The sequence below is a fragment of the Pleomorphovibrio marinus genome (genome assembly GCF_003347495.1).
Classification (GTDB): domain Bacteria; phylum Bacteroidota; class Bacteroidia; order Cytophagales; family Cyclobacteriaceae; genus Pleomorphovibrio; species Pleomorphovibrio marinus.
In genome coordinates this window covers 252,473-273,351 of record NZ_QCXY01000008.1, presented here as the reverse complement: position 1 = coordinate 273,351, position 20,879 = coordinate 252,473, and the positions used below count along the sequence as shown (strand labels likewise).

Here is a 20,879-nt window from a genome sequence, read left to right as displayed (position 1 = left end):
CCGTAGCGGTTGAGGTCCTCTCTGTGAATGAAATTCAAACTTGGGCCTCCATAAAGCTGCATCCCTTGGCCCAATCGCAGAGCGGGAAGCAGTCGAAGCCCTGATTTGGAGTATTCACTACCGTGGAAATCCGTCATAAATAAATTAAATGCCTCCAGGTCCATTCTGAAACTATTCCGCCTATGGAGCACGAGCCCAAGCCCGGCTTCAAACCCATAGGCGAGCTCTGGGTATTGCAGATTGGTACCCACTCCGATAAGACCGTATAACTTGCTTCCCCCTGACCGGAAACTCATTATGGTAGATAGGTTTTCATCGGTACTTAATCCTATCCTTTTTTCTCCGGATCGGATAAGGTTAATAAGGGCAATGGGGTAATCACTGCTGTCAGCGATATTGATGAGGCCAGCGATTTGCACCCCTCTCACCACTTTGGCCCGGTTGACCAGTCCACTGAATTGAGAACCGTTTACCTCCTCGGCAACGTTGACCAATCCGGCTACTTGCACACCGGAAATTCGCTGGGTGACATTTCCCAATCCAGCAACCTGCACACCCTCTGATTGGCCAGTAGTATTTATTAGTCCGGCAACCTGCAGGGCATCGGCTTTATCTGTTTTATTGAACAAGCCCCCTATTTGAATAGGTGTATTTCCCTTGCTAAAGTTGGTTAATCCTGCAATCTGAATCCCTTGCCTAGAAGTGCCTGCCATATTCAATAATCCGGCAACCTGAGCACCCTGAAGGTTTCCTTCAGTAAGATTAACCAGGCCTGCCACCTGAAGGCCTTCCGCATCCCCTCTGATAATGCCGGCCAGGCCATATACAGCCAAACCTCTTTCTCCCCCTGAAATGCCGGAAAGCGCATGCAGACTGAAGTAATTAGTGTTTTGTGGTGAGGATGTCCCTTGGGTACTGAGCGGGTAAAGCAATCCAAAATGGGCTGGTTGTATTTCCTGAGCCCTAAGATGGGATGGAAATGCTGCTACCAATGTAACAAGAAGGAAATAAATGGAAGTAAGTTTCTTTTTCATTGAGTCGTATAGAATTGTTTACTCCATGACAACTTCCTTTCGATATACCCTTAGTCGAGATGGAATGTTATTTTCCATATTTTCCAAATGCCGCTTCCAAGGTGCAAAAGGCATGGATAAGGAGCCCTGGAATTACCATGAAAAAGTAACCGGAAATGGTAACAACCAACCAGATGATCCCGGTTATTTTCTGCCCTTTGTACATTTGACCCCAACCAGGTATCATAAAACTTAGAAAAGCGGCCGTACCCGGGTCCCATTTGACCTTGTTGCTCATAAAGGTTTTAGTTTAAATTCTAGCCATAAGTTACTCCCCAAAAAGAAAATGTGCAACACAATTGACAAACGGATAGCAATTAGCTTCATCCCTCCATAAAACGTTTTCGTCATGCCCTTACTGCCGTCAGGACAGGCACGATTTCATTGGAATAAAACACCAACCCCCCATGAAAGTATCAGAATAGCTTATCTACTATGAATTTCCTGAAAAAACCTTCTGACCAGGGTATCCTATTCAAGATTAAAATTGGAGAGCACTATTAATTTTAGTTAAAAAGGTGATTATTTCGATTATTTAGAAGAATTTTGAAGCCAAACACCAGTTAAAAAAACCTTTTTTGGGTGGATATAATTGATGAAGGATATCATTACTGAAAAAAACATAAACATATGGGAAAACAAATCTTATTTTTTGGGACAATTACGATGTTTTTTATCGGTTTAGGGATCTATGTAAAATCAAACTATTACTTCCTTCCTTACCCAAACTTAATAGAGTATTTCCTGTCATTTGTTTTATTGTTAATTACGCTTATTTGGCTGCTTCAAAAACCCAAGAAAGGCAAAAAGAAAAAGCTTTTAATTGGATTTGTTTCCATCTTATTGCTTACGGGCTGCATCCACCTCTTAAACCTCGCATTCAAATGGCATCCTACCGGTTTGAAACCACCAATTATCAATTCTCAATCTGTAGAAGTAGATTTTGAGCCTTACCAATGGGAAATGGAATCACCGGAAAATATGGGGTACACCACTTCAACTTTATCGGGCTATTTTGAGAAACTTGACAAGTGGGACAGGCTTCGTGGGCTGCTCATTGTGAAAGAGGACAAATTGATAGTGGAAAAATATTTTTCGGATGCCACAAAATACAGTGCCTTTAATGTACATTCTGTCACAAAAAGTATAACTTCTGCCCTTGTGGGGCTGGCTATTGAACAGCATCACATAGCCTCCGAAGACGACTTAGTTTTGCCGTTTTTCCCAGAACACCAATATGCCTCCACAGCGGACTTTAAAAATGCTTTGACCATAAAACACCTGCTGTCCATGCGAGGGGGATGGGCAGCTGGAGACGGCTTCCAGACAGTAGACCAATGTATTACAAAAGAATTGTTAAGTGCAATGCCCGGTACTGAGTTTAACTATTTTACAGGGTCCCAAAATATCCTTTCGGCCATTGTTACTAAAAGCACAAAACAGTCCACAAAGGAATTTGCCGAGCAGTATTTGTTTCAGCCTTTAGGGATAAAAAACGCATTTTGGCGAAAAATCGAGGGGTACTATGTGGGAGGTGACGAATCCTACTTCACAGCCCGGGACCTTGCGCGATTTGGTCAGCTTTACATAAACTATGGTAATGTTGAAGGTAAGCAGCTATTAGATTCGACATGGGTTAACAAAACTTTCACAAATTACACCCCTACAAGTAAGGTGTTTCGTGCTCTTGACAGTTATGAGGAAGTAGGATATGGCTTTTGCTGGTGGGTACTTAAAACCCCTGATAACAGCATAATGTATGCAGCAAGGGGGAAAGGCGGTCAACATATCATCCTAATTCCTGAGAAAAAGATAGTGGCAGTGGTGATCCAGGAATGGAATCCCTTGAAAAAGAATGGGGCAGTTGAAAATAAACTCCTGGGGGAGCTGTTGGGCATTTTATAATACTACAAGCTTTGGAGAGCTTCCATTTCGGGCTATGGGGATTTTTAAAGTGCTAATAAGCTCTTAAAAGTGGATGGCCATACTCCTGTTTTCTACATGGTATTTCATTTTGTGCAAAGGGCTTGGTTTTTGTTTGACGAGTGCTAATCCAAATAGTCATTTGATAAAGCTTATATCATTACTGGTATTATGCAAGAAAGCCCTCAAAACAGTTTCAATAAGAATAAATCCCCTTATACATTCCTGGTCAAACCCGATAGCGTAGAGCAAGAGGGGTATGTTGCCCAAGCCCATTCCCGAACTGAAATCTCCTCACATTACCAGAGTCCCGGGGAAAAGCCGCTTATCGGAAAGCAAATTCCAGAAAACAGATGGTTACTCAGCTCGGATATTTCTGATAACCCCTCCTACTACAGCCAACAGGTCCTAGTCGATGCTTTATACAACCTTTCCTTAGAGGAGGTGAAATGGAATATTGAAGCTGACCAAACTTTCCGTACCGGAGAAAAATGGGAAGGGGTTTGGACACGCGACGTGAGCTATAGTATTTTATTGGGTTTAGGCTTGCTCGAACCTGAAATCTCCAAAAATAGCTTGCGAAGAAAGGTGAAATCCGGAAGGATTGTTCAGGATACTGGCACTGGGGGAGCTTATCCGGTGTCTTCCGACAGGGTAGTCTGGGCATTGGCTGCCTATGAGGTTTATCAGGTGACAGGGGACCAAGAATGGTTAGCCGAAATTTACCCAATCCTCAAACAATCCCTTCAGGATGATATGAAAAATGTGTACGACCCTACTACTGGTTTGGTGAAAGGGGAATCCTCCTTTTTGGATTGGAGGGAGCAAACTTATCCCCATTGGATGCAACCTGCTGATATCTACGAATCCCTTACCCTGGGAACCTGTGCAGTCCATTATCAGGCCAATAGTATCCTTGCTACAATAGCTAATGAGTTGGGGGAAATTGAAGTTGCCAAAGAACATAAGCATCTGGCGGAAAGGATTAAAGGAGGCATCAACAAGCACCTTTGGGTTGCCGACAATGGCTATTACGGACAATATCTTTATGGAAGAAACCACAAAATTCTTTCCCCACGGGCAGAGGCCCTGGGGGAAGCCCTCTGTGTCCTTTTTGATATCGCGGAAGGTAACAAGCAACAGGAAGTCGTTTCCCATACCCCGGTTACCCCCTTTGGGATCCCCAGTATTTTTCCCCAAACACCCCATATTCCCCCATATCATAATGACGGGATATGGCCCTTTGTACAAGCCTTTTGGTCCCTGGCTGCGGCAAAGGCAGGGAATGAGGTAGCACTCACTGAAAGCCTGGATGCCATCTACAGGGCAACAGCACTTTTCCTCACTAACAAGGAAAATTTTGTCGCCCACTCGGGGGATTATGCCGGTACCCAGATCAACTCCAACCGGCAGTTGTGGAGTGTAGCCGGAAACCTGGGGATGGTCTATAAGGTGTTTTTTGGTTTGGCTTTTGAAAATGACTGCTTGACCTTTAGTCCTTTTGTTCCCCGGAAATATGCAGGTACAAAGCGGCTCCAAGGGCTGAAAATAAGAAAAGCAGTCTTAGACCTGGAAATAGAAGGATTTGGAAGCCAGATCCAATCCATAGCCCTGGATGGCCAACCTTTGGACATACCCCAAATCCCCTTAACCTTGGAAGGCCCACATAAGGTAAAAATCACCTTGTCAAACGACATTGGACCAAGCAATGGTGTCAATAAACAACAGGTACGATTCGCCCCAGCTAGTCCGGTTATATCCTTTAAGGATAACCTGTTGACTTGGAAAAACCAGGATGATGCAGCACGTTATAAAGTGCTAAGAAATGGGGAAGTTCACGTTCAGACTGACCAAACTCAACTTGAATTAACCAAGGTAGACAATGCGGTGTACCAGGTAGTCGCCATCAATGATAGAGGTGACGAATCATTTGCCAGCGAACCCATTTCCATTTTTGCAGCGGAAAGGGTAATCTCGTTGGAGTTGGAAAAATTTGCCGGCCCGATATTGACGGATAATGCTGGTTATCATGGAGAAGGATATATAGAAACCAGCAAAACTGTCAACACGTCGTTGTCTTTTTCAGTAGAAATTTCGGTCAGTGGCCTCTATGCTATGGACCTTGTCTACAGCAACGGCAATGGCCCGGTCAATACAGATAACCGTTGTGCCATACGGGCATTGTATAAGGAAGAAGATTTCGTGGGGACAGTTGTGTTTCCCCAAAGGGGCTCGGGAAATTGGACGGATTGGGGGAAAAGCAATTCACTCCAACTTCACTTGGAAAAGGGAAAACACCGATTCACCCTTTCCCTAGCGCCTTTTTGCGAAAATATGAACGGGGAGGTTAACCAGGCCTTTTTGGACCGGGTCAGGGTAATTAGAATTGACTAGTTATTGGCATTTCTTTAATTTAAATTCGGGGAAAAGATGGGGTACTTTGGCTGTGGTGAGCAGTCATAAATTCAACTATTGAGATTAATCACAGTTATATATTTAATTTTTTTGAGTTTGCGTGGGAAAGTGGTTAACTCCCAGAAAGGTAAAATAGGTTGATGGCCAACAGGACAATAAAATCCCCCATTAGGGGGATTGACAGCAATGTTGTTTCCGGATAGTTTTGGGTTTTCTATTGTATTTTTCAACACACAAGAAAAGTCATCTTGCTTACAGTAAATGAATAATTCTATCGGATCTAGTTTCCCCAGCTGCTTTCTGAATTTTTTTAGAAGATCTAGACCAATGCTTAGCTTTGTGCTGACTTTGGGGGTAATCCTATTCGTTCCTACGATGACCTTTGCCATCCTATCCAACGATGTTGACGTAATGCCGGAACAATCCTGTGGTACAATCACGGATATTGATGGGAATATTTACGAGACGGTCATTGTAGGAGGAGAATGTTGGATTCGGAGCAATTTGCGTGTAAAACATTATAGAAACGGTGATCCCATTCCTGAAATTAAAGATTCAGATACATGGGATTATTTGACAACAGGCGCTTGGTGTTATTATGACAATGATCCGGCAAATGAAGAGAAATATGGCTTATTGTACAATTTTTATGCAATAACTGACCCTCGAGGACTTGTGCCCGAAGGATGGGAAGTTCCCAGCTATTGTGATTATTCTGAATTAGAATCACTTTTCGGATACGAGGTTACCGGAATAAAAATAAAAAGTTTAAGTGGTTGGGATTTTCATGAACAAACATATCCAGATAATGAGAGTGGATTAGGAATTTTGCCAGGTGGATGGAGAAGAACAGTGAGGTTTGCGAATTGGGATTTTGAAAGTCTAGGTGGATTTTCAGGACTTTGGACCAGAACTACTGGTAATGGATATGACCCTACCTGGCCAAATTATGTTCAAGTCAGCCATAGGACTTTTATTACAACAAATATTCCTACAGCACCTCAAACAGGCCTAAGTATTAGAATAAAAAAGGAAAATCCGCCAATCAATGTCGAAAATTTATCACCTACTATCATTGAACTTTGTGAAGCACCCACAATACTAGAATTAGGATTAATAGTTCAAGAGAATGTGGACAGACCTGAATGTTTGGGACCATATTCCCCTTGGCAAAGTCCTTATAATTGCTTCAATAGACCTACTAATTATGATTTTGGTGGTGAGTTTTCTGATTGGAAGTTATTTAAGAAAGATATAACTAATGAAATTACCTCTTTATCAGAAAAATTGGAGTTAGATCAAGTTTATATCGTAAAAACCTATAAATCTATTTTTAGTATAGAGCGAAGCAATCATAATACCTGCAATGTCGAATACCATTCCTTTACCTTCAAACAGCCTGTTTTGCCAGCTCCCCAGGGAGATGTGGAACAGTTTTTCTGCGGCTCTGCGCGGATTTCAGATATTGAAGTGACCGGGGAAGATCTGGTCTGGTTTGATTCGGAAGACTCCGATGAAGAATTGGCGGAGGATACGGCTCTGGAGGATGGAAGGAGGTACTTTGTGGCCCAAAGAACAAGCGGATGTGAATCGGGTGAAAGGCTGGAGGTGACTGCAAGAATCATCCAATCTTCGGTACCTACCGGAACGGCAGTTCAGGAATTCTGTCATGAAGCTGTTATCGGGGAGTTGGATGTAGACGGCGATCATATTCAATGGTTTGATTTAGACGGTTTATTGCTTCAACCTTTTTCTCCGTTGAAACATGATAATACTTACCGTGCAGTATCAAAAGTAGGTGACTGTGAAAGCGAAGCCCTGGAAATAAGGGTTGTCCTGAAAAGTACTTCTGCTCCACAGGCTGATGCCTTCCAAGGCTTCTGTTTCGGAGCAATCCTGAGTGATATTGAGGTTAGCGGAGAAGCTGTCCTATTCTATGACAATGTGGACAGCAGCAATCCCCTGGATCCGGATAGCCTGTTGGAGTTTGACAGAGAATATTTTGTCTCCCAGACCATCGAGGGCTGTGAGAGCAGGGACAAAACAAAGATAAAAGTTGAATTGAAGGAAATCCCTCTTCCCCAGGCCGATGCGGTTCAGGTTTTTTGCAATCAGGCTTTCATCAGTGACCTTGGGGCAGTCGGCGAGAATATAAAATGGTACAAAGACCAATCGCTGACAGCGAAATTGGATACAGAGACGGTCTTGGAAGATGGGTTGTCCTATTTTGTGACGCAAACCGTGGATAGATGTGAAAGTTTGCCTTTGGAGGTCCAAGTCAACATCAATGCACCAGGGAAACCAAATGGGGAAACCACTCAGGAATTTTGCGGCAACGTCAATCTTTCAGACTTAGTTATCACAGGTGAAAATATCAAATGGTATTTGAGCAAAAATGAGACCCAGGCAATAAACGGTGACATCGCGCTGGAAGATGGAAGGACATACTTCGCCACACAGATGGTGCAGGGATGTGAGAGTGCGGATAGGTTGGAAGTAAATGTACAGATTTACAGGCCTGAAAGCCCGATCGGTGAAAGTTCCCAGTATGTTTGTGAAGGGGCTTTGCTTGGGGAGCTGAATGTTGAGGGTACAGGGTTGACATGGTATGACGTTGACTCAGGTGGAAATTCAATTTCCCCAACCACCCTATTGGAGCATGGTCGGTCCTACTTTGTGAGCCAGACTGTGGGAGGCTGTGAAGGTGACAGGTTACAGGTACGTGTGGAACTCGTCCCTTCCTTGTCACCCGTGGCCGAAAGTCAGCAAATCTTCTGTGCCTCATCAGTGCCAAAGGTAAAGGATTTGTTTGCGGTGGGCGAACAGCTTTTGTGGTATCAATTTGAGAAAGGTGGAAGTCCTATATCGGAAGATGTTCCGTTGGAAAACGGGGTCTCCTACTTTGCTTCGAACCTCAACGCAACCGGCTGCGAAAGCCCGGCGAGAACGTCAGTGGAAGTAACGATTCAGGTATGTGAAGTGGAGGTGTACAACCTAGTGACCTTGGATGGCAACTACAAGAATGCCTATTTCAACATTAAGGACATCGGACATTTCCCGGAAAACAGGCTAGAAATATTTAACCGGTATGGGGTGCTGGTGTACGCCCAAGACGCCTATGGGCTGGATGGAAATCTCTTTTACGGGGAGCCCAATGTCTCGGGTGTGAGGGATGCGGCCGGGGGGCTTCCAACAGGCAACTACCTGTACGTGTTGACCTATAAGGTGCCTGCAAGCGGCAGGACCGAAAAAAAGAGTGGATACCTGCACCTGATCAACACTAAACGGTAGATGAATATGAAATTAAAGGCCTTGTTGTTCGTAGCCCTCGCAGCGCTGTTAATTGGTAGGGTGCATGGTCAGGCCGACCCCAAGCTTTCGGTATATATGTTCAATCCCATGGTCTACAATCCTGCCTTCGCGGGGGCGGGGGGTGGGTTAAGCCTTATCGGGATTCACAGCAGCCAGTTTGTTGGCTTCGAGGGTGCACCCAATACACAGTACTTTTCCGCCCATGGACTATGGGAAGAGGACGGGGTGGGTTTAGGGTTAGACCTTTTAAATGACAGTTTCGGCATGATGGGGGAAAGTTCGGTCAATGCCAACTTTGCCTATTACTTGAGGATAAGTGAGCGTCTCCAGTTTTCCTTTGGGATGAAGGCAGGTGCCAATCAATACAGAATGGATTACAGCAGGTTGAACATTCAGGACCCGGACGAGGACATCCTAGTAGCCGACAACATCAATGTGGTCCGCCCTAATTTGGGGTTGGGGTTTTACCTTTTCAGTGATGACTTTTACATTGGGATATCTACTCCAGGGATAGCAGTCACCCAAAGGCACAGTGCCTTTGAAGTGGGCCTCAGACCCGGAGAGGCCAGTTATTATTTGATGACGGGGATGCTTATCCCGGTTTCCTACAATGTCACATTCATGCCGAACCTGCTGGTCAGGACGGTGAACGGTGCCCCCCGAAGCGGCCTGCTCTCGATGAGCTTCGATGTTGACGGCGACTTTTTCCTTGGGGCCAATTACGAGTACAAATCCAGTGTGGGAATTATGGCAGGGACGGTTTTTGCCGAAAACTTCAAATGGGGATATGCCTATGATCTGCCTACGCACGCGCTGGGGAGGTATTCCAAAGGCACCCACACCGTGTTTGTCAGTTATCAGTTGGAGCGTTTCAAGAAAGCCTCCAACATGCCCTGTTTTTACTATTAAAATCCCCCATTAGGGGGATTGACCGCATTTCTCCGGCGGATTACTTTTGTGATAGGGGTTTAGTTGTGAAACCGACGTTAGATGTTGGCTTTAAGTAGAATTCTTCCGGATTAATTTTACGGTTTTTTCTGCAGGCGAAACAACGTCTACCCCTATCTATTTTCAAATAATTGTTTAATTAATTTGTTTTACTATGAACATATCTTTTCTAAAACTTTTCGGTGCAATAATTTTTGCCCTGATAGCATGCGCTTGTACCGATGAACAGGAGGACTGGCGCCCCGACCCCGATTATTCACTGAATGCCTCTCAAGATGGGGTGAGGCCCATGCAGCTGGTGTCTATCGAGGTAAGCGGCATTTCCAACTTGGAGGACCACTATAAAGGCACTTTTGGCACTATCGAGATTGATCTTATAAAAGAGGGGGGAAACCAGTTGCTGTTTGTGGTTCCTGCCACGGCGGTTGGAGAAAAGCAAACGCTGAAGGTTTCCCTTAACAACCGGGAAAAGCAAGTGGACTTTACCGTATTGCAAAAAGTTGATGTGCCTGATGGCAATGCGTATTTGCAAGCAATACTGACGGAGGCTAGAGAATCGATGGGTACCGAGAGCGAAGATGCAAGAATAAAGGAAGTCACTGAAGCATTGGGCGGCTGGATTGGCTCCTATGAAGAGGCACTTTCCAGCCTTGTCCAGGAGGAAAAAGATCAATTGGCACTCTTGCTCAAAACAAACCTGATGGTGGAAGAACAACACGTGTCCTCCCGATTGATGAGTTACGATTGTTTCGACAGGTACGCCCCGATTTATATGAAAAACCTCGCCTTGATGTTGGTGGGTGGTAAAATGGTGGGCTCAGGACAGTTGTTAAACGTGGCGATGCCGGGTTTGGGCCTGGTAGTGGGTATAGCCGGCGGAGTGACTTTTTTGCAAGGTGCCAAACGGGTTTTGGAAACCGTGCGCGACATACACGACTGCCCGATTTTTAGGCACCTGGAATCCTACAATTTCAACCAAAGGTTGTTGGAAGATAAATTATTGGAATTTGAGAGTAACCAACAGCAGGAATTGGTATTACATGTAAATTACAGGTCCCTGGATAGGGAAGACACCTCCCACCCGGTGGCGTTTGTGAAAAGCATTGCGGAATCCATCATTGATTTCGAGTCAATACTGAAAAGCTTAAAACAGCAGCTAAACAGCGTCCGCGCATTTTTCGGCGTGAATTCAAAAAACATCCCGATCAGTGCGGATCCGGTCCTACAGAAGAATGGCACTATTCAGGTTTTGCCCCTGCAGTCCGGTTCCGTCACCGTAGAGAACATCAGCAATGAGAAGGTCATTTTGGGTGAGAACACGTTGGCAGAGGGCAAGCTTTCGTTGGCCTTCAAGTCCGAAAGCCTTTCCGCTCAGGAATTCGACTTTGACTTGGTGATCACGGACGGGCCAATTGAGCACCGAGAGAAAATTGCGGCCAGAATACTGCCGGAAGAAGTGGTGATTGAGGGAGTTGGGTTGGAGGAATTAAATGCGGAGCCAGGAAGTGACCTCGCTATAAAAATCAAAATTTTGACTGCAAGCGGTTCACCTGTTAGGAATGCAGATGTGGAATTTGCTTTAAAAAATGGAAAAGGTACTTTCAAGCAACTGAAGGTGATAACGGATGAAGAAGGTATTGCATCAACTGAATTCCATGTTGATCAAGAGAATACAGTAGATATAGTTTTTGAGACTGTTTTATTTGATGAGAATAATGGGTTGGTTTTAAGTGAAGAATATACTATTAAAGCTAAAGGTGATTTGTTTTTAGGAAAATGGTTTTTGATATCCCAATCAACCAATGAAAGATCAAGTGTGTATTCCTATGTCGATACAGAATACTTCATCAATTCTCACATGACCTTTTTAGCAGATAATACATTTGAATTTGATGTGACCGGCACTTATGAAGAGGGGAATTGGAATGACACAGGGTTTGGTCAATACATTAGGATGACTGATGATATTTATTTCAAGGTTTTGTCCGGGGACAATGCTGGCGATGAAAATACTTTTAAAATAACAAAGTTGACTGAGAATGAAATGATTTGGTATGTTAAAAAGACTGCAAACTTAGACCATGAAGGTGAACAAATATCTGTTATTAAAGAAGATGAATGGTATTTTAAAAGGAAAAAATAAACTTTATTTACTTAATTATGAAATATTATATCTTTTTATTATTTTTAATAGGATGTATTTTCCAAATCCAAGCCCAACAGGGCTTTATAGGCATACAGAACACCTCCCGAAGAAGCCTGTTGCATGTGGCGATGAACCCTGCGGAAATCAACAGCCTGCACAAAAAGTTTGAGCTGAATCTGTTTGCGGTATCGGCATCGGTCAACAATGACGTGTTGTATTTCAGTGACTTTTTCGGTGAGGAAGAAGTGGTGGACTTGGCATTCAACAGGGCGAACGGGCCAGTCAATATCCGCACGGAGGTCAACGTGATGGGGCCATCCATAGGGTTCCGTGCCGGCAAATGGGGCTTCGGCCTCTCCACCCAGGCCATTGCGAGGACTGACGTGATAGACCTGGACGCCAACCTGGGCAGAAGCTTTACGGGAAACACCGATGGGGACCCCTATCTGGAGACTTCCCTTAACCTCCCCTATAATCAACGCATAAATGTCGCCGGATGGATGGAACTGGGGCTGGTGGCAGGCAGGGAGCTTTACCAGGATGAAAAACACAGGGTTTCCTTTGGCACAGGGGTGAGGCTGCTGATGCCGGGTGCTTATATCAACGCCGGGATCGACGGGCTCAGGGGTACCCTGCGAATGGATGAAGACGGCTTTTCTCTTACCGATGCCTCCGGTGGTCTAAATGTCAATTACTCCCGTAATGCGTTGGACGATGAAATGTATGGACTCAACCTGAGCACGTTGTCAATGAGCAACATTTCCGGTGTGGGACTCGATTTCGGGATTACCCACGAGTGGCGAAAACAAGGGTTCGTAAAGGCTACCTCTGGAATTTCTCTCAAAGGGCTTGGCTCCTTGGATTTTGGTCCCACGCAGGTGAACAACACGTACTCCATGAACGTCCCCGCAGGAAGCTATTTCAACCTGGATGAATTGGAGGGAAATATAGAAGATGTGGAGGCTCAGTTAGTGGCAAGCGGCTATTTCACCAGGCAATCTGAAACGGGCTACCAGCCACAACTACCGAGACTACTGACAGCGTATACCGATTTTCGGATGACCAAGGTGCTTTATCTCAGTGTTTTTGGACAATATAACATGGGCAACCCCAATAACAACCAGCAAATTGCCGCCCAACATATTTTCGCGTTAACCCCTAGACTCAAGCTTGGCGGGGTAGAGCTCTATTCCCCATGGATCAATTCACAGACTGCCGGACTGAGCGGGGGATTGGGTCTACGGGTTGCCGGATTTTTTGTGGGCAGCAATTCCCTGTTGACAGGATATTTGGGGGAGACCAAGCAAATCGATGCCCATGTGGGCTGGAGTATGGGCTTTGGCAGATACAACAAAAAGCCCAAAAAACAGCAATTAGAAAACGAAACAACATCTATCAATTAATTATTTAAACTATGAAAAATCGCGTGAAATCCTATTGGGCAGTATTGGCCCTGATTGTTTTGTCGGCTAGCTGCGACGAGAAAAAGGAAGAGGAAACTCTTCAACAAGAAAATCATTTTAAAGTTGGTGAAGAAAAATACGCATTGCACAAAGGAGTTTTATATAACGCTGGAATGGATGTGGATTACCACCAAGGGTATTTTTTCGAATTGATTTTAACCTCAAACGGTATTAACTTTGAGGAACAGGAGGAAGGGTATTTAGAAGGTATCGGTGCAGGAGATGCATTGTCTTTTGACCTGTATTCTTCAAGCCCTACTCATTTAGATCAAGGGGAATATACCTTTACTACTTCAAGACCCCATCCAATTGGAACATTTGATTGGGGATGGTATGTTGTTGGTTGGGAAGAGTCAACTGAGGAAGTAACGGAGGAGTCAAGAATAAACAGTGGGAAGATAACTGTGCAGAGAAACAACAATGAGTACACATTCCAGTTTGATCTGACTGCTGAAAATGGCAAAAAAATCACAGGCCATTATAAAGGAACCCTTGCGTTTTTTGATTATTCAGCATCGTCGAGTACTGCAAGGATATTGCCTCAAACAGGCTCTGAAAAAGTAAGGTTTTTAAATAAACGATGAAATGTTAAAAATCTCCCTTTAATACCTTAAGGGAGATTTTTCCATTTTTTTGAGTGCCTTTTAACTCAATTTTATGGGTTTGCGCATTTTGATTAAGAATTACTTTCGTCCGACGAAAATTAAGAGAAAATGGCTAAGGAGGAGATTTATATCCCCTTTTTTTGACCTTTTAAAAGAAAGGTAAAATTTTGGTCAAATTTTTTCAGAAGGGATAAATTGAACTTTGTAGTTAATGATTTGAAGCTTGTATTAGAATACCGAAAAACCCCATGTTTTCCGGCGATTCCTATGAAAGTTTGGTGTTTGGAGATTTCATGAAATTTAGTTTTCATTGCGGTCTGAATCACTCAAACAATGAATGGAAGAAGGTATTCAAATGATGCACAACGTTTGGGACAAACTTGTGAGGGATGAGCGTAGGCCGGTGGAGTTGCCACCTATCGATTTTAATCAGATTGTCAGTACTGTATTCGCGACTGGTCCTTTTTACTACTATGTGCTGGATTTTTTTGATTACAGTATTTCCAATATTAGTGCTGGATTTGTTGAGGCGCACGGGTTTGAGCCAGGGGATATAAGAGGTATCAATGATATATTGGCGCTCATACATCCAAATGACTTGGCGATGGTATCAAAAGCCGAGGAAATGTCCTTTGCATTTATGCGATTTCATATCGGCATGGAAAAGATCAAATCCTATAAATTTTCGTACAACTTCCGGTTTAGGAATGCGACCGGCGGCTATGACTTTTATAACCACCAGTCCCTGGTGTTGTCCACCGACGAGCACAATAATTTTGTCAAGGCACTGAACATCCATACCAATATTTCCCATTTGACAAACAAAAACACCTATACTTACTCCATCATTGGTTTTAATGGACTGCCTTCATTTCTCAATTTGCCGATTTTTGCTGAAGAGAACAATAGGGATATGTGCCTAAATAATTTTTCAAAAAGGGAGATCGAAATCATAAAAATGATCGCCAACGGTGTCAGCTCCCGGGGCATTGCAGACCGATTGTTTGTAAGTCTTGAGACCATAAAATCACATCGGAAAAATATCTTCAGAAAAGCGGGTTGCAGTACAGCAGCGGAGCTGGTGGCAAGAAGCGTGAGTGAAGGGTGGATTTAACATTAACAATTTTTTACTTCAATAAACATATGCAAGATAATATCAAGTTGATGCATCAGGTCTGGCAGGACTATACGTCTGACCATAGGCGCCCTACCCAACTTCCGCAAATAGACTTCGAAGAAATCGTCAGTGCGGTGTTCGCAGTCGGCCCTTTATACTATTATATATTGGATTTCTATGATTTAAGTATTTCCCAGTTCAGCCCTTGGTTTGAAGAGGCGCACGGTAGAAAGGTGGAGGAGTTCCATGTCATTAATGATATTTTGGCTATGATCCATCCCGAGGACATCGATTTTGTGATTAAGGCTGAAGCCAAAGCCTCGGATTACATCTTCAAGGTGCTGGGAGCGGATAAAATCACTGAATACAAGGTATCATACAATTTCAGGTTCCTTACTGCCAACGGCAACTATGAATATTTCAATCATCAGTCCCTTATCCTCACAGTGGACGACAACGGGAATTTTTCCAAATCCATAAATATCCATACCAATATTAACCACCTTGTTCAGGAAAACAGTCACCGGTTTTCAATGATAGGTCTTGGAGACAATCCTTCTTACTTGAACCTGGAAGTGTTTTCTGACGAGGATGACCGAAAGGCGCTTGAAAACGGGATATTCACCGGTAGGGAAATAGAAGTCATTAAGTTGATCGCCGATGGGGTCTCCACTAACGGAATTGCGAATCAACTAAGCATCAGCACTGAAACCGTAAAGTCCCACCGGAAAAACATCCTTCGCAAATCCGGCTGCACATCCTCAACTGAGCTGGTGGCAAGGGGGGTCAGTGAGGGGTGGATTTAGGTAATTACATCCCATTCAGTATTCACCAGAGGTTTTCGACTGGGGATTGATGAGGTAGTTTTTTAGTGTAATTAAGTCGGTTTGTTTGCTTTTTTCGCCTGTTGATAAAACTCAACCTAAAAATGTTTGTTAAAAATCCCCCATTAGGGGGATTGATACCTATTTACCGCCAAGGTATTTTTGTTTGATTTCTTGAGGATTTTGGATAGTAAAAGCTGGGGGTTAAAGGTAGGTTTTTTTTAACCGACTTAAGGCAGAAATTGGAATTGGGGTCAAATTATTAACCGAGAAAAATGAAAAAAACTATTACTAGTGGATTTTTAATCCTTATGGGACTTATGGGTGGATGTATGGAACTGGAAGGCAGTAAGGACGGATTGGGTTCTCGAAAAAAAATAGAAGAATACCTGACCAAAGAGGTGTATGACGCCTTTGTGGAAAGTGGATTTGACATCCACACCGGGAACCAACCTGCCTGGATAGAGGGGACGCATGAATTTTCTCCAGTTCTGGTAAAGTCCAACTTGGAGAATGATGTCATGGGTAGGCCATTTGGCAAATTCACGGGGAGTTTCAGTAATCATGATTATATGGAGGGCAGCATTTCCGTCCATAATTTTGCCGATGGAGGATGGTATGAAATTACAGAAGGTTATTTGACAGGGAAGGGATATTATTTTACCTTATTCTACACCGTTGACTATCAGCACAATGAAGAGAATTACACCTTGCAAAGTGCTATATCCGGAAAGATCAATGAGGAATATGAGATCGTTGAATACCAGCTTATGAGGTATATGAAATTTAATCCTGGTATTGGAAACATCATTTCTACCGGTTCATACAGGCTTTACGAAAAGGGACCTACCGGAAGTGAAAGTTCGATGGAAGGACTTGAGGGAAGTACAGTATTCACGGTTAAGGATTTTGAAACAAAGTAGAATATGATGAGCAATTATAAATTTTCGAGGTTAGCCGCATTTGCGCTGTTTTTCTTGGTTCTGGTTTTTGGTTCTTATGCGCAGAGCAAAATCAAACTTAACAGTAACCATCCTGAGGCAGAGTATTTCACGTTAGGGGATACAAATGAAGAAAATCCAGTGAGAATCGGAGTTGGTAATGTGGAAATAAAGTTGGCAAAGGATTCGAAGAACAGGGTAATGGTAACTAAATCCGGATATGAACCTGTCATTGCCGAGTTTCCAAGAACAGAAAAATGGGACAAAGAAAACCTGATTTTGCTTGAAAACAGGTTGGTTCAGCTCGAAGTGGACCATGAGGACGCTACCATCACTTTCGGTGAAATATCCCTGACAGGAAATGCTGCTAAAATAGTTATACCCAAAAACGAAACCGTCTCGCTGATGGTCTCCAAACAGGGCTACGCACCGAAAGAGTTGGTCTTCCACAATAAACCGGACATGGAACAACCGCCTGTAAGTCTTCAGGTAAGCCTAAAGAATAGAATAGTTGATTTGGATGTAAATCTATCAGATGCAGTCATTACCGTAGACGGAGCAAATCCCCAGACAGGCAAGGGGGAGATCCTTGTTCCTTTTGGGTCATGTGTAGAGGTTGTGATTGCGAGGGATGGTTTCCTTGATGTCGTGAAAGAATACTGTAGCAATGCTGATAGCGCACCGCCGATAGCTCAAAAGATAGTGATGGAAGACCGTGTGGTGACCTTTGCAGTTTCACCAGCAGATGCCTCTATCACTGTCAATGGACAAATGGAAGGAATTGGCACCCATGAAGTTAACCTACTAAAAGGCAAATGTTTTAATGTGGAGATCAGAAGGGAAGGGTTTATGACTTTCACCAAAAATTATTGCAATCAAGGAAAGCTGGATGACCTACCTGTAGTGGAAAAATTATCAATGGTAGAGGATGAGGCTTATGCATCATCTGTTGCGACTGAGATTGCCAACTCCCGGGTACCACTGACCATTAAGAAATCGATTTCTTCCTCAGATGCTTGGAAAATTTTGATCTCGATCATTACCCGTGAATTTGATGTGCTGGAAACAGTAGATTTTAATGCAGGTTATTTGATTTCGGCCTGGGAATATGATGAGTTCAATAAAGGTGACCGAACGATTAGGAATAGAGTCATCATCACAAACTCAGGCAGTACCAATGAGAATAACTATGCGGTGAAGTTTGTCAGCCAATTAGCTGAAGGCAAAGTGGATGCACGCGATGATGCGAAGTTTAAGGATTGGAACAGGATGCTCAAAAAATATCACGAGCTAATGGACGAAATAGAATTGAGGTTGCAGTAATTTTTCCGAGGGAATCCCTCGGAAAATTGGGCATAGTTGACTAATCTTAAAATAGTTTGATTCCATGTGGCCTTGAAAATTCCCTTTTCAAGACAACCCCTGTATCCATCTCTCAAAAAGTACATCATATACTTCATAATAAGGGGAACCTTCAGCAGTGTACTCTTTGTAAATCATTTGCTTTTCCAATAAGGAATCAATGGATTTAAAAACCGTCGCTGAACTCCCAAGGTGATGTTGGGCTATAAAATCTTTTGAGGTAGGAGCGAACACAAATTTACAAAAAGTAATTTACTTTTAGTAAATTATTGTCAGTTGAGGTGGGTTTCAGGGAGGCAATATGGGGGTGATACTGGAAAAAAGCCGATAAGCTATTGATTGAAAACCCGAATAAGCCGTACAATCTACAAGCAAGAATTCCCGATGGCTATGGGAGCCATCGGGAATTCTCTTTTTTTTTACTGGGCTCAGCATTTTCCAACATAAATGGGCAATCCGATATATCAAGAGTAGCTAATATACCTTAAATTACATCAAGGCAAAAAACTTATCCAGGTCGGGAATGATAACAATTGATTTTTGCATTGTAATCCGCGACTCTTTCCTCGATTCTTGCAAATTTTTCTTCCAGCCTTTCTTTTTCAGTGGTTGTATTGGCCAATTCCACCCGGGTAGAATGAAGTTCGCCCTGCAATTCGGTGTATTTCTTCTTTGAAACGCAGGAGACGGCAAGGCATACCAGTAAAATACTCGCAATGAATGTGTGTGTTCTCATGATTCTTGTTTGGTGGTTTAGTTGTCCATAAATGCACAAGACAAAAACAAAGCCATTTTAAATCCACATCCTTTCTCAACTGAACTAACCTATCAAAACCCTCTCAATGCAGGAACGGGAATAGTTTATCTAAAAGGGATTAGTTACTTTTATTCTGGATCTTTTAGGATAAAAACTATGCTTTCACCCATTAAAATAAAATCAAAACCATGAACCAAATTAGACCTATGCCTGCTTTATGTGTGTTATTTTTTGCTTTTCTGATTTCCAACGGGGCATTCGCCCAAGCCAATGAGTACCGGATTGTGGAAGGTGGGGGCACAGGTTCACACCCTGCCCAAATGATGGCAGACCCTTCTCTGCCCACACATACCTTATTTTTACCCCAAGACCTCAGCAGCTTTGGGGAATCCAAACCGTTGCCGGTGATTGCCTGGGGTAATGGAGCCTGCTATAATTCTCCCTGGGAACATGTGAATTTTCTAAATGAGGTGGCCTCTCATGGGTTTTTGGTAGTCGCAATAGGCCTAATGCCGAAAGAGCAGGGTGAGCCCATTAAGGAAAGGTCGCAATCCCAGCAACTGCTGGATGCAATCGATTGGGCCATTGCCCAAAACGGTGACAAAAACAGCCCTTATTACCAAAAAATCGACACGGACAACATTGCCGTAAGTGGGATGTCCTGTGGAGGCTTACAAGCCCTAGAAGTGGCCCATGACCCTCGTATTTCCACCATTGTGGTGTGCAACAGTGGCTTATTTGAAGATCCAACTGGGAGAATGCCAGGAATGCCACAGGTACCCAAATCTCAGCTAAATAACATCGAAACGCCTACCCTTTACCTCTTGGGCGGAGAATCGGATATTGCCTATAACAATGGAATGGATGATTTTAAGCGCATTGACCATGTACCGGTATTTGTTGGGAATTTGGATGTGGGGCATGGAGGCACCTATGCCCAGCCCTATGGGGGCGATTATGCAAAAGTGGCTACCGCATGGTATCAGTGGCAGTTGAAAGGGGATCAGGAAGCCGCAAAACTCTTTTCCGGTTCATCTCCCGGTCTTGCGGAGTGGCCTGGCTGGAAAGTTGAGAAGAAACAAATGCCGTGATTTGTAGGGTACCCTACAAAAAATGCCTTGATCCACATCAGGTAACCGTATAAACCATGAATAACAAACTGATACACAACATTGCCCAACAGTTGAATGATGTTATGGACCAAGGTGGCAAACGGGAATTATTATCGGATTATGTCTAATTCGATCCAAGGAACATTGTAAATCCAATTTTCAACCCTAAATTATCAGATACTATCCTAAAGTTTTGCAAGTTACTATGGTTGCTGGTTTGTGTTACCGAATTAAATCCAGCAAGAACATCAAACGCGAAGCTATCAGTAAGAGGAATTGCTAATCCAATTCCCGCTCCAAATGAGGTTAGATTGATCGTAGAATGGCCACCACTTCCCCATTTATTTTTAGCTCTCCCAAATAAACTGTTAATCTCAACATATGGCAGTACTTTAGTCATAGGAATGTAATACCTAAGAAATGGACCTGCACTTATCATTCTTTGAGAAGATCTGGTATCAAAGCTAACCCCACTACGCCTTGTCGACAAAGTATAATTAAAATCAAGTCCTAGCGCCAAATTATCAGCTACAAAATAACCAACTTTTGGCAACAAACTTATGGAAATACCCTTAGATGGAATCGATTCCATAAAACCAAGTTGATCACCTTTATCCCTAGCACTTGAATATCCAATAAAGTTAGAACCAGTTAATGGTGCTCCTAAATCCGATGATGCTCCCAACAATATTTTTCCTTGATCAGTCTGAGCGTTGAGCAATCCAATTTTTACTAATAAAATGATTAAGGTAAATAATTTAATTTTTTTCATGTGTATATAATTTTGCATCAAAACCTATTCTTAATTTTTTCAATTTCCACTCCCTACATACTATGGTATTGAATAAGCCAGCACAAATTAAATAATTTAAACAAAAAAA

General features: G+C 43.2%; 16 protein-coding genes. 12 read left to right on the top strand and 4 right to left on the bottom strand.

Annotated elements, in window-relative coordinates; all coding sequences use genetic code 11:
* Positions 1–1,034: hypothetical protein (locus DB520_RS19085; protein WP_114751369.1), on the bottom strand; the 1,034-nt coding region annotated here is incomplete at its 3' end.
* Positions 1,035–1,101: 67 nt separating this feature from the next.
* Complete coding sequence (locus DB520_RS27080) at positions 1,102–1,311, bottom strand: DUF5683 domain-containing protein (RefSeq protein ID WP_114751368.1); 210 nt, start codon at positions 1,309–1,311, stop codon at positions 1,102–1,104.
* A 392-nt stretch (positions 1,312–1,703) separates the two neighbouring features.
* Between DB520_RS27080 and DB520_RS19075 the strand changes: the two genes are divergently transcribed.
* The 11 genes from DB520_RS19075 to DB520_RS19020 all read left to right on the top strand — a co-directional run bounded on the left by DB520_RS19075 (position 1,704) and on the right by DB520_RS19020 (position 18,090).
* Positions 1,704–2,978 (top strand): serine hydrolase domain-containing protein, encoded by a 1,275-nt coding sequence (locus DB520_RS19075; protein WP_114751367.1) that lies wholly within the window; start codon positions 1,704–1,706, stop codon positions 2,976–2,978.
* Between the two features lie 189 nt (positions 2,979–3,167).
* Complete coding sequence (locus tag DB520_RS19070; protein ID WP_114751366.1) at positions 3,168–5,390, top strand: MGH1-like glycoside hydrolase domain-containing protein; 2,223 nt, start codon at positions 3,168–3,170, stop codon at positions 5,388–5,390.
* Between the two features lie 348 nt (positions 5,391–5,738).
* Positions 5,739–8,702, top strand: coding sequence for an FISUMP domain-containing protein (locus DB520_RS19065; protein WP_198675391.1), 2,964 nt, complete (start codon positions 5,739–5,741; stop codon positions 8,700–8,702).
* 6 nt (positions 8,703–8,708) lie between these two features.
* Positions 8,709–9,632: a PorP/SprF family type IX secretion system membrane protein gene (locus DB520_RS19060; protein ID WP_232835061.1), complete on the top strand. Its 924-nt coding sequence runs from the start codon at positions 8,709–8,711 to the stop codon at positions 9,630–9,632.
* Between the two features lie 193 nt (positions 9,633–9,825).
* A complete protein-coding gene (locus DB520_RS19055) occupies positions 9,826–11,814 on the top strand; it encodes a lipocalin-like domain-containing protein (protein ID WP_114751363.1) in 1,989 nt (662 codons plus the stop codon).
* 17 nt (positions 11,815–11,831) lie between these two features.
* Positions 11,832–13,220: a DUF5723 family protein gene (locus tag DB520_RS19050; RefSeq protein WP_114751362.1), complete on the top strand. Its 1,389-nt coding sequence runs from the start codon at positions 11,832–11,834 to the stop codon at positions 13,218–13,220.
* Positions 13,221–13,243: 23 nt separating this feature from the next.
* Positions 13,244–13,864, top strand: coding sequence for a hypothetical protein (locus tag DB520_RS19045; RefSeq protein WP_157972169.1), 621 nt, complete (start codon positions 13,244–13,246; stop codon positions 13,862–13,864).
* Between the two features lie 358 nt (positions 13,865–14,222).
* On the top strand, positions 14,223–14,999 hold the full coding sequence (locus tag DB520_RS19035) for a LuxR C-terminal-related transcriptional regulator (RefSeq protein WP_114751359.1): 777 nt from the start codon (positions 14,223–14,225) through the stop codon (positions 14,997–14,999).
* Between the two features lie 29 nt (positions 15,000–15,028).
* Positions 15,029–15,808 carry a LuxR C-terminal-related transcriptional regulator gene (locus tag DB520_RS19030; protein ID WP_114751358.1) on the top strand — a complete coding sequence of 260 codons (780 nt, stop codon included), beginning with the start codon at positions 15,029–15,031 and terminating at the stop codon, positions 15,806–15,808.
* A gap of 293 nt (positions 15,809–16,101) precedes the next feature.
* On the top strand, positions 16,102–16,749 hold the full coding sequence (locus DB520_RS19025; protein WP_114751357.1) for a hypothetical protein: 648 nt from the start codon (positions 16,102–16,104) through the stop codon (positions 16,747–16,749).
* A 6-nt stretch (positions 16,750–16,755) separates the two neighbouring features.
* Positions 16,756–18,090 (top strand): hypothetical protein, encoded by a 1,335-nt coding sequence (locus tag DB520_RS19020; protein ID WP_114751356.1) that lies wholly within the window; start codon positions 16,756–16,758, stop codon positions 18,088–18,090.
* Positions 18,091–18,637: 547 nt separating this feature from the next.
* Here DB520_RS19020 and DB520_RS19010 read toward each other — a convergent pair.
* Complete coding sequence (locus DB520_RS19010) at positions 18,638–18,865, bottom strand: hypothetical protein (RefSeq protein WP_198675390.1); 228 nt, start codon at positions 18,863–18,865, stop codon at positions 18,638–18,640.
* Between the two features lie 209 nt (positions 18,866–19,074).
* On the opposite strand from DB520_RS19010, the gene DB520_RS19005 reads away from it, so the two are divergent.
* The gene (locus DB520_RS19005) at positions 19,075–19,977 is read left to right on the top strand and encodes a poly(ethylene terephthalate) hydrolase family protein (protein WP_114751354.1); all 903 of its coding nucleotides are present in this window, start codon (positions 19,075–19,077) and stop codon (positions 19,975–19,977) included.
* 145 nt (positions 19,978–20,122) lie between these two features.
* Here DB520_RS19005 and DB520_RS19000 read toward each other — a convergent pair whose 3' ends face one another.
* A complete protein-coding gene (locus DB520_RS19000; RefSeq protein ID WP_157972167.1) occupies positions 20,123–20,770 on the bottom strand; it encodes an outer membrane beta-barrel protein in 648 nt (215 codons plus the stop codon).
* Positions 20,771–20,879 lie beyond the last annotated feature (109 nt).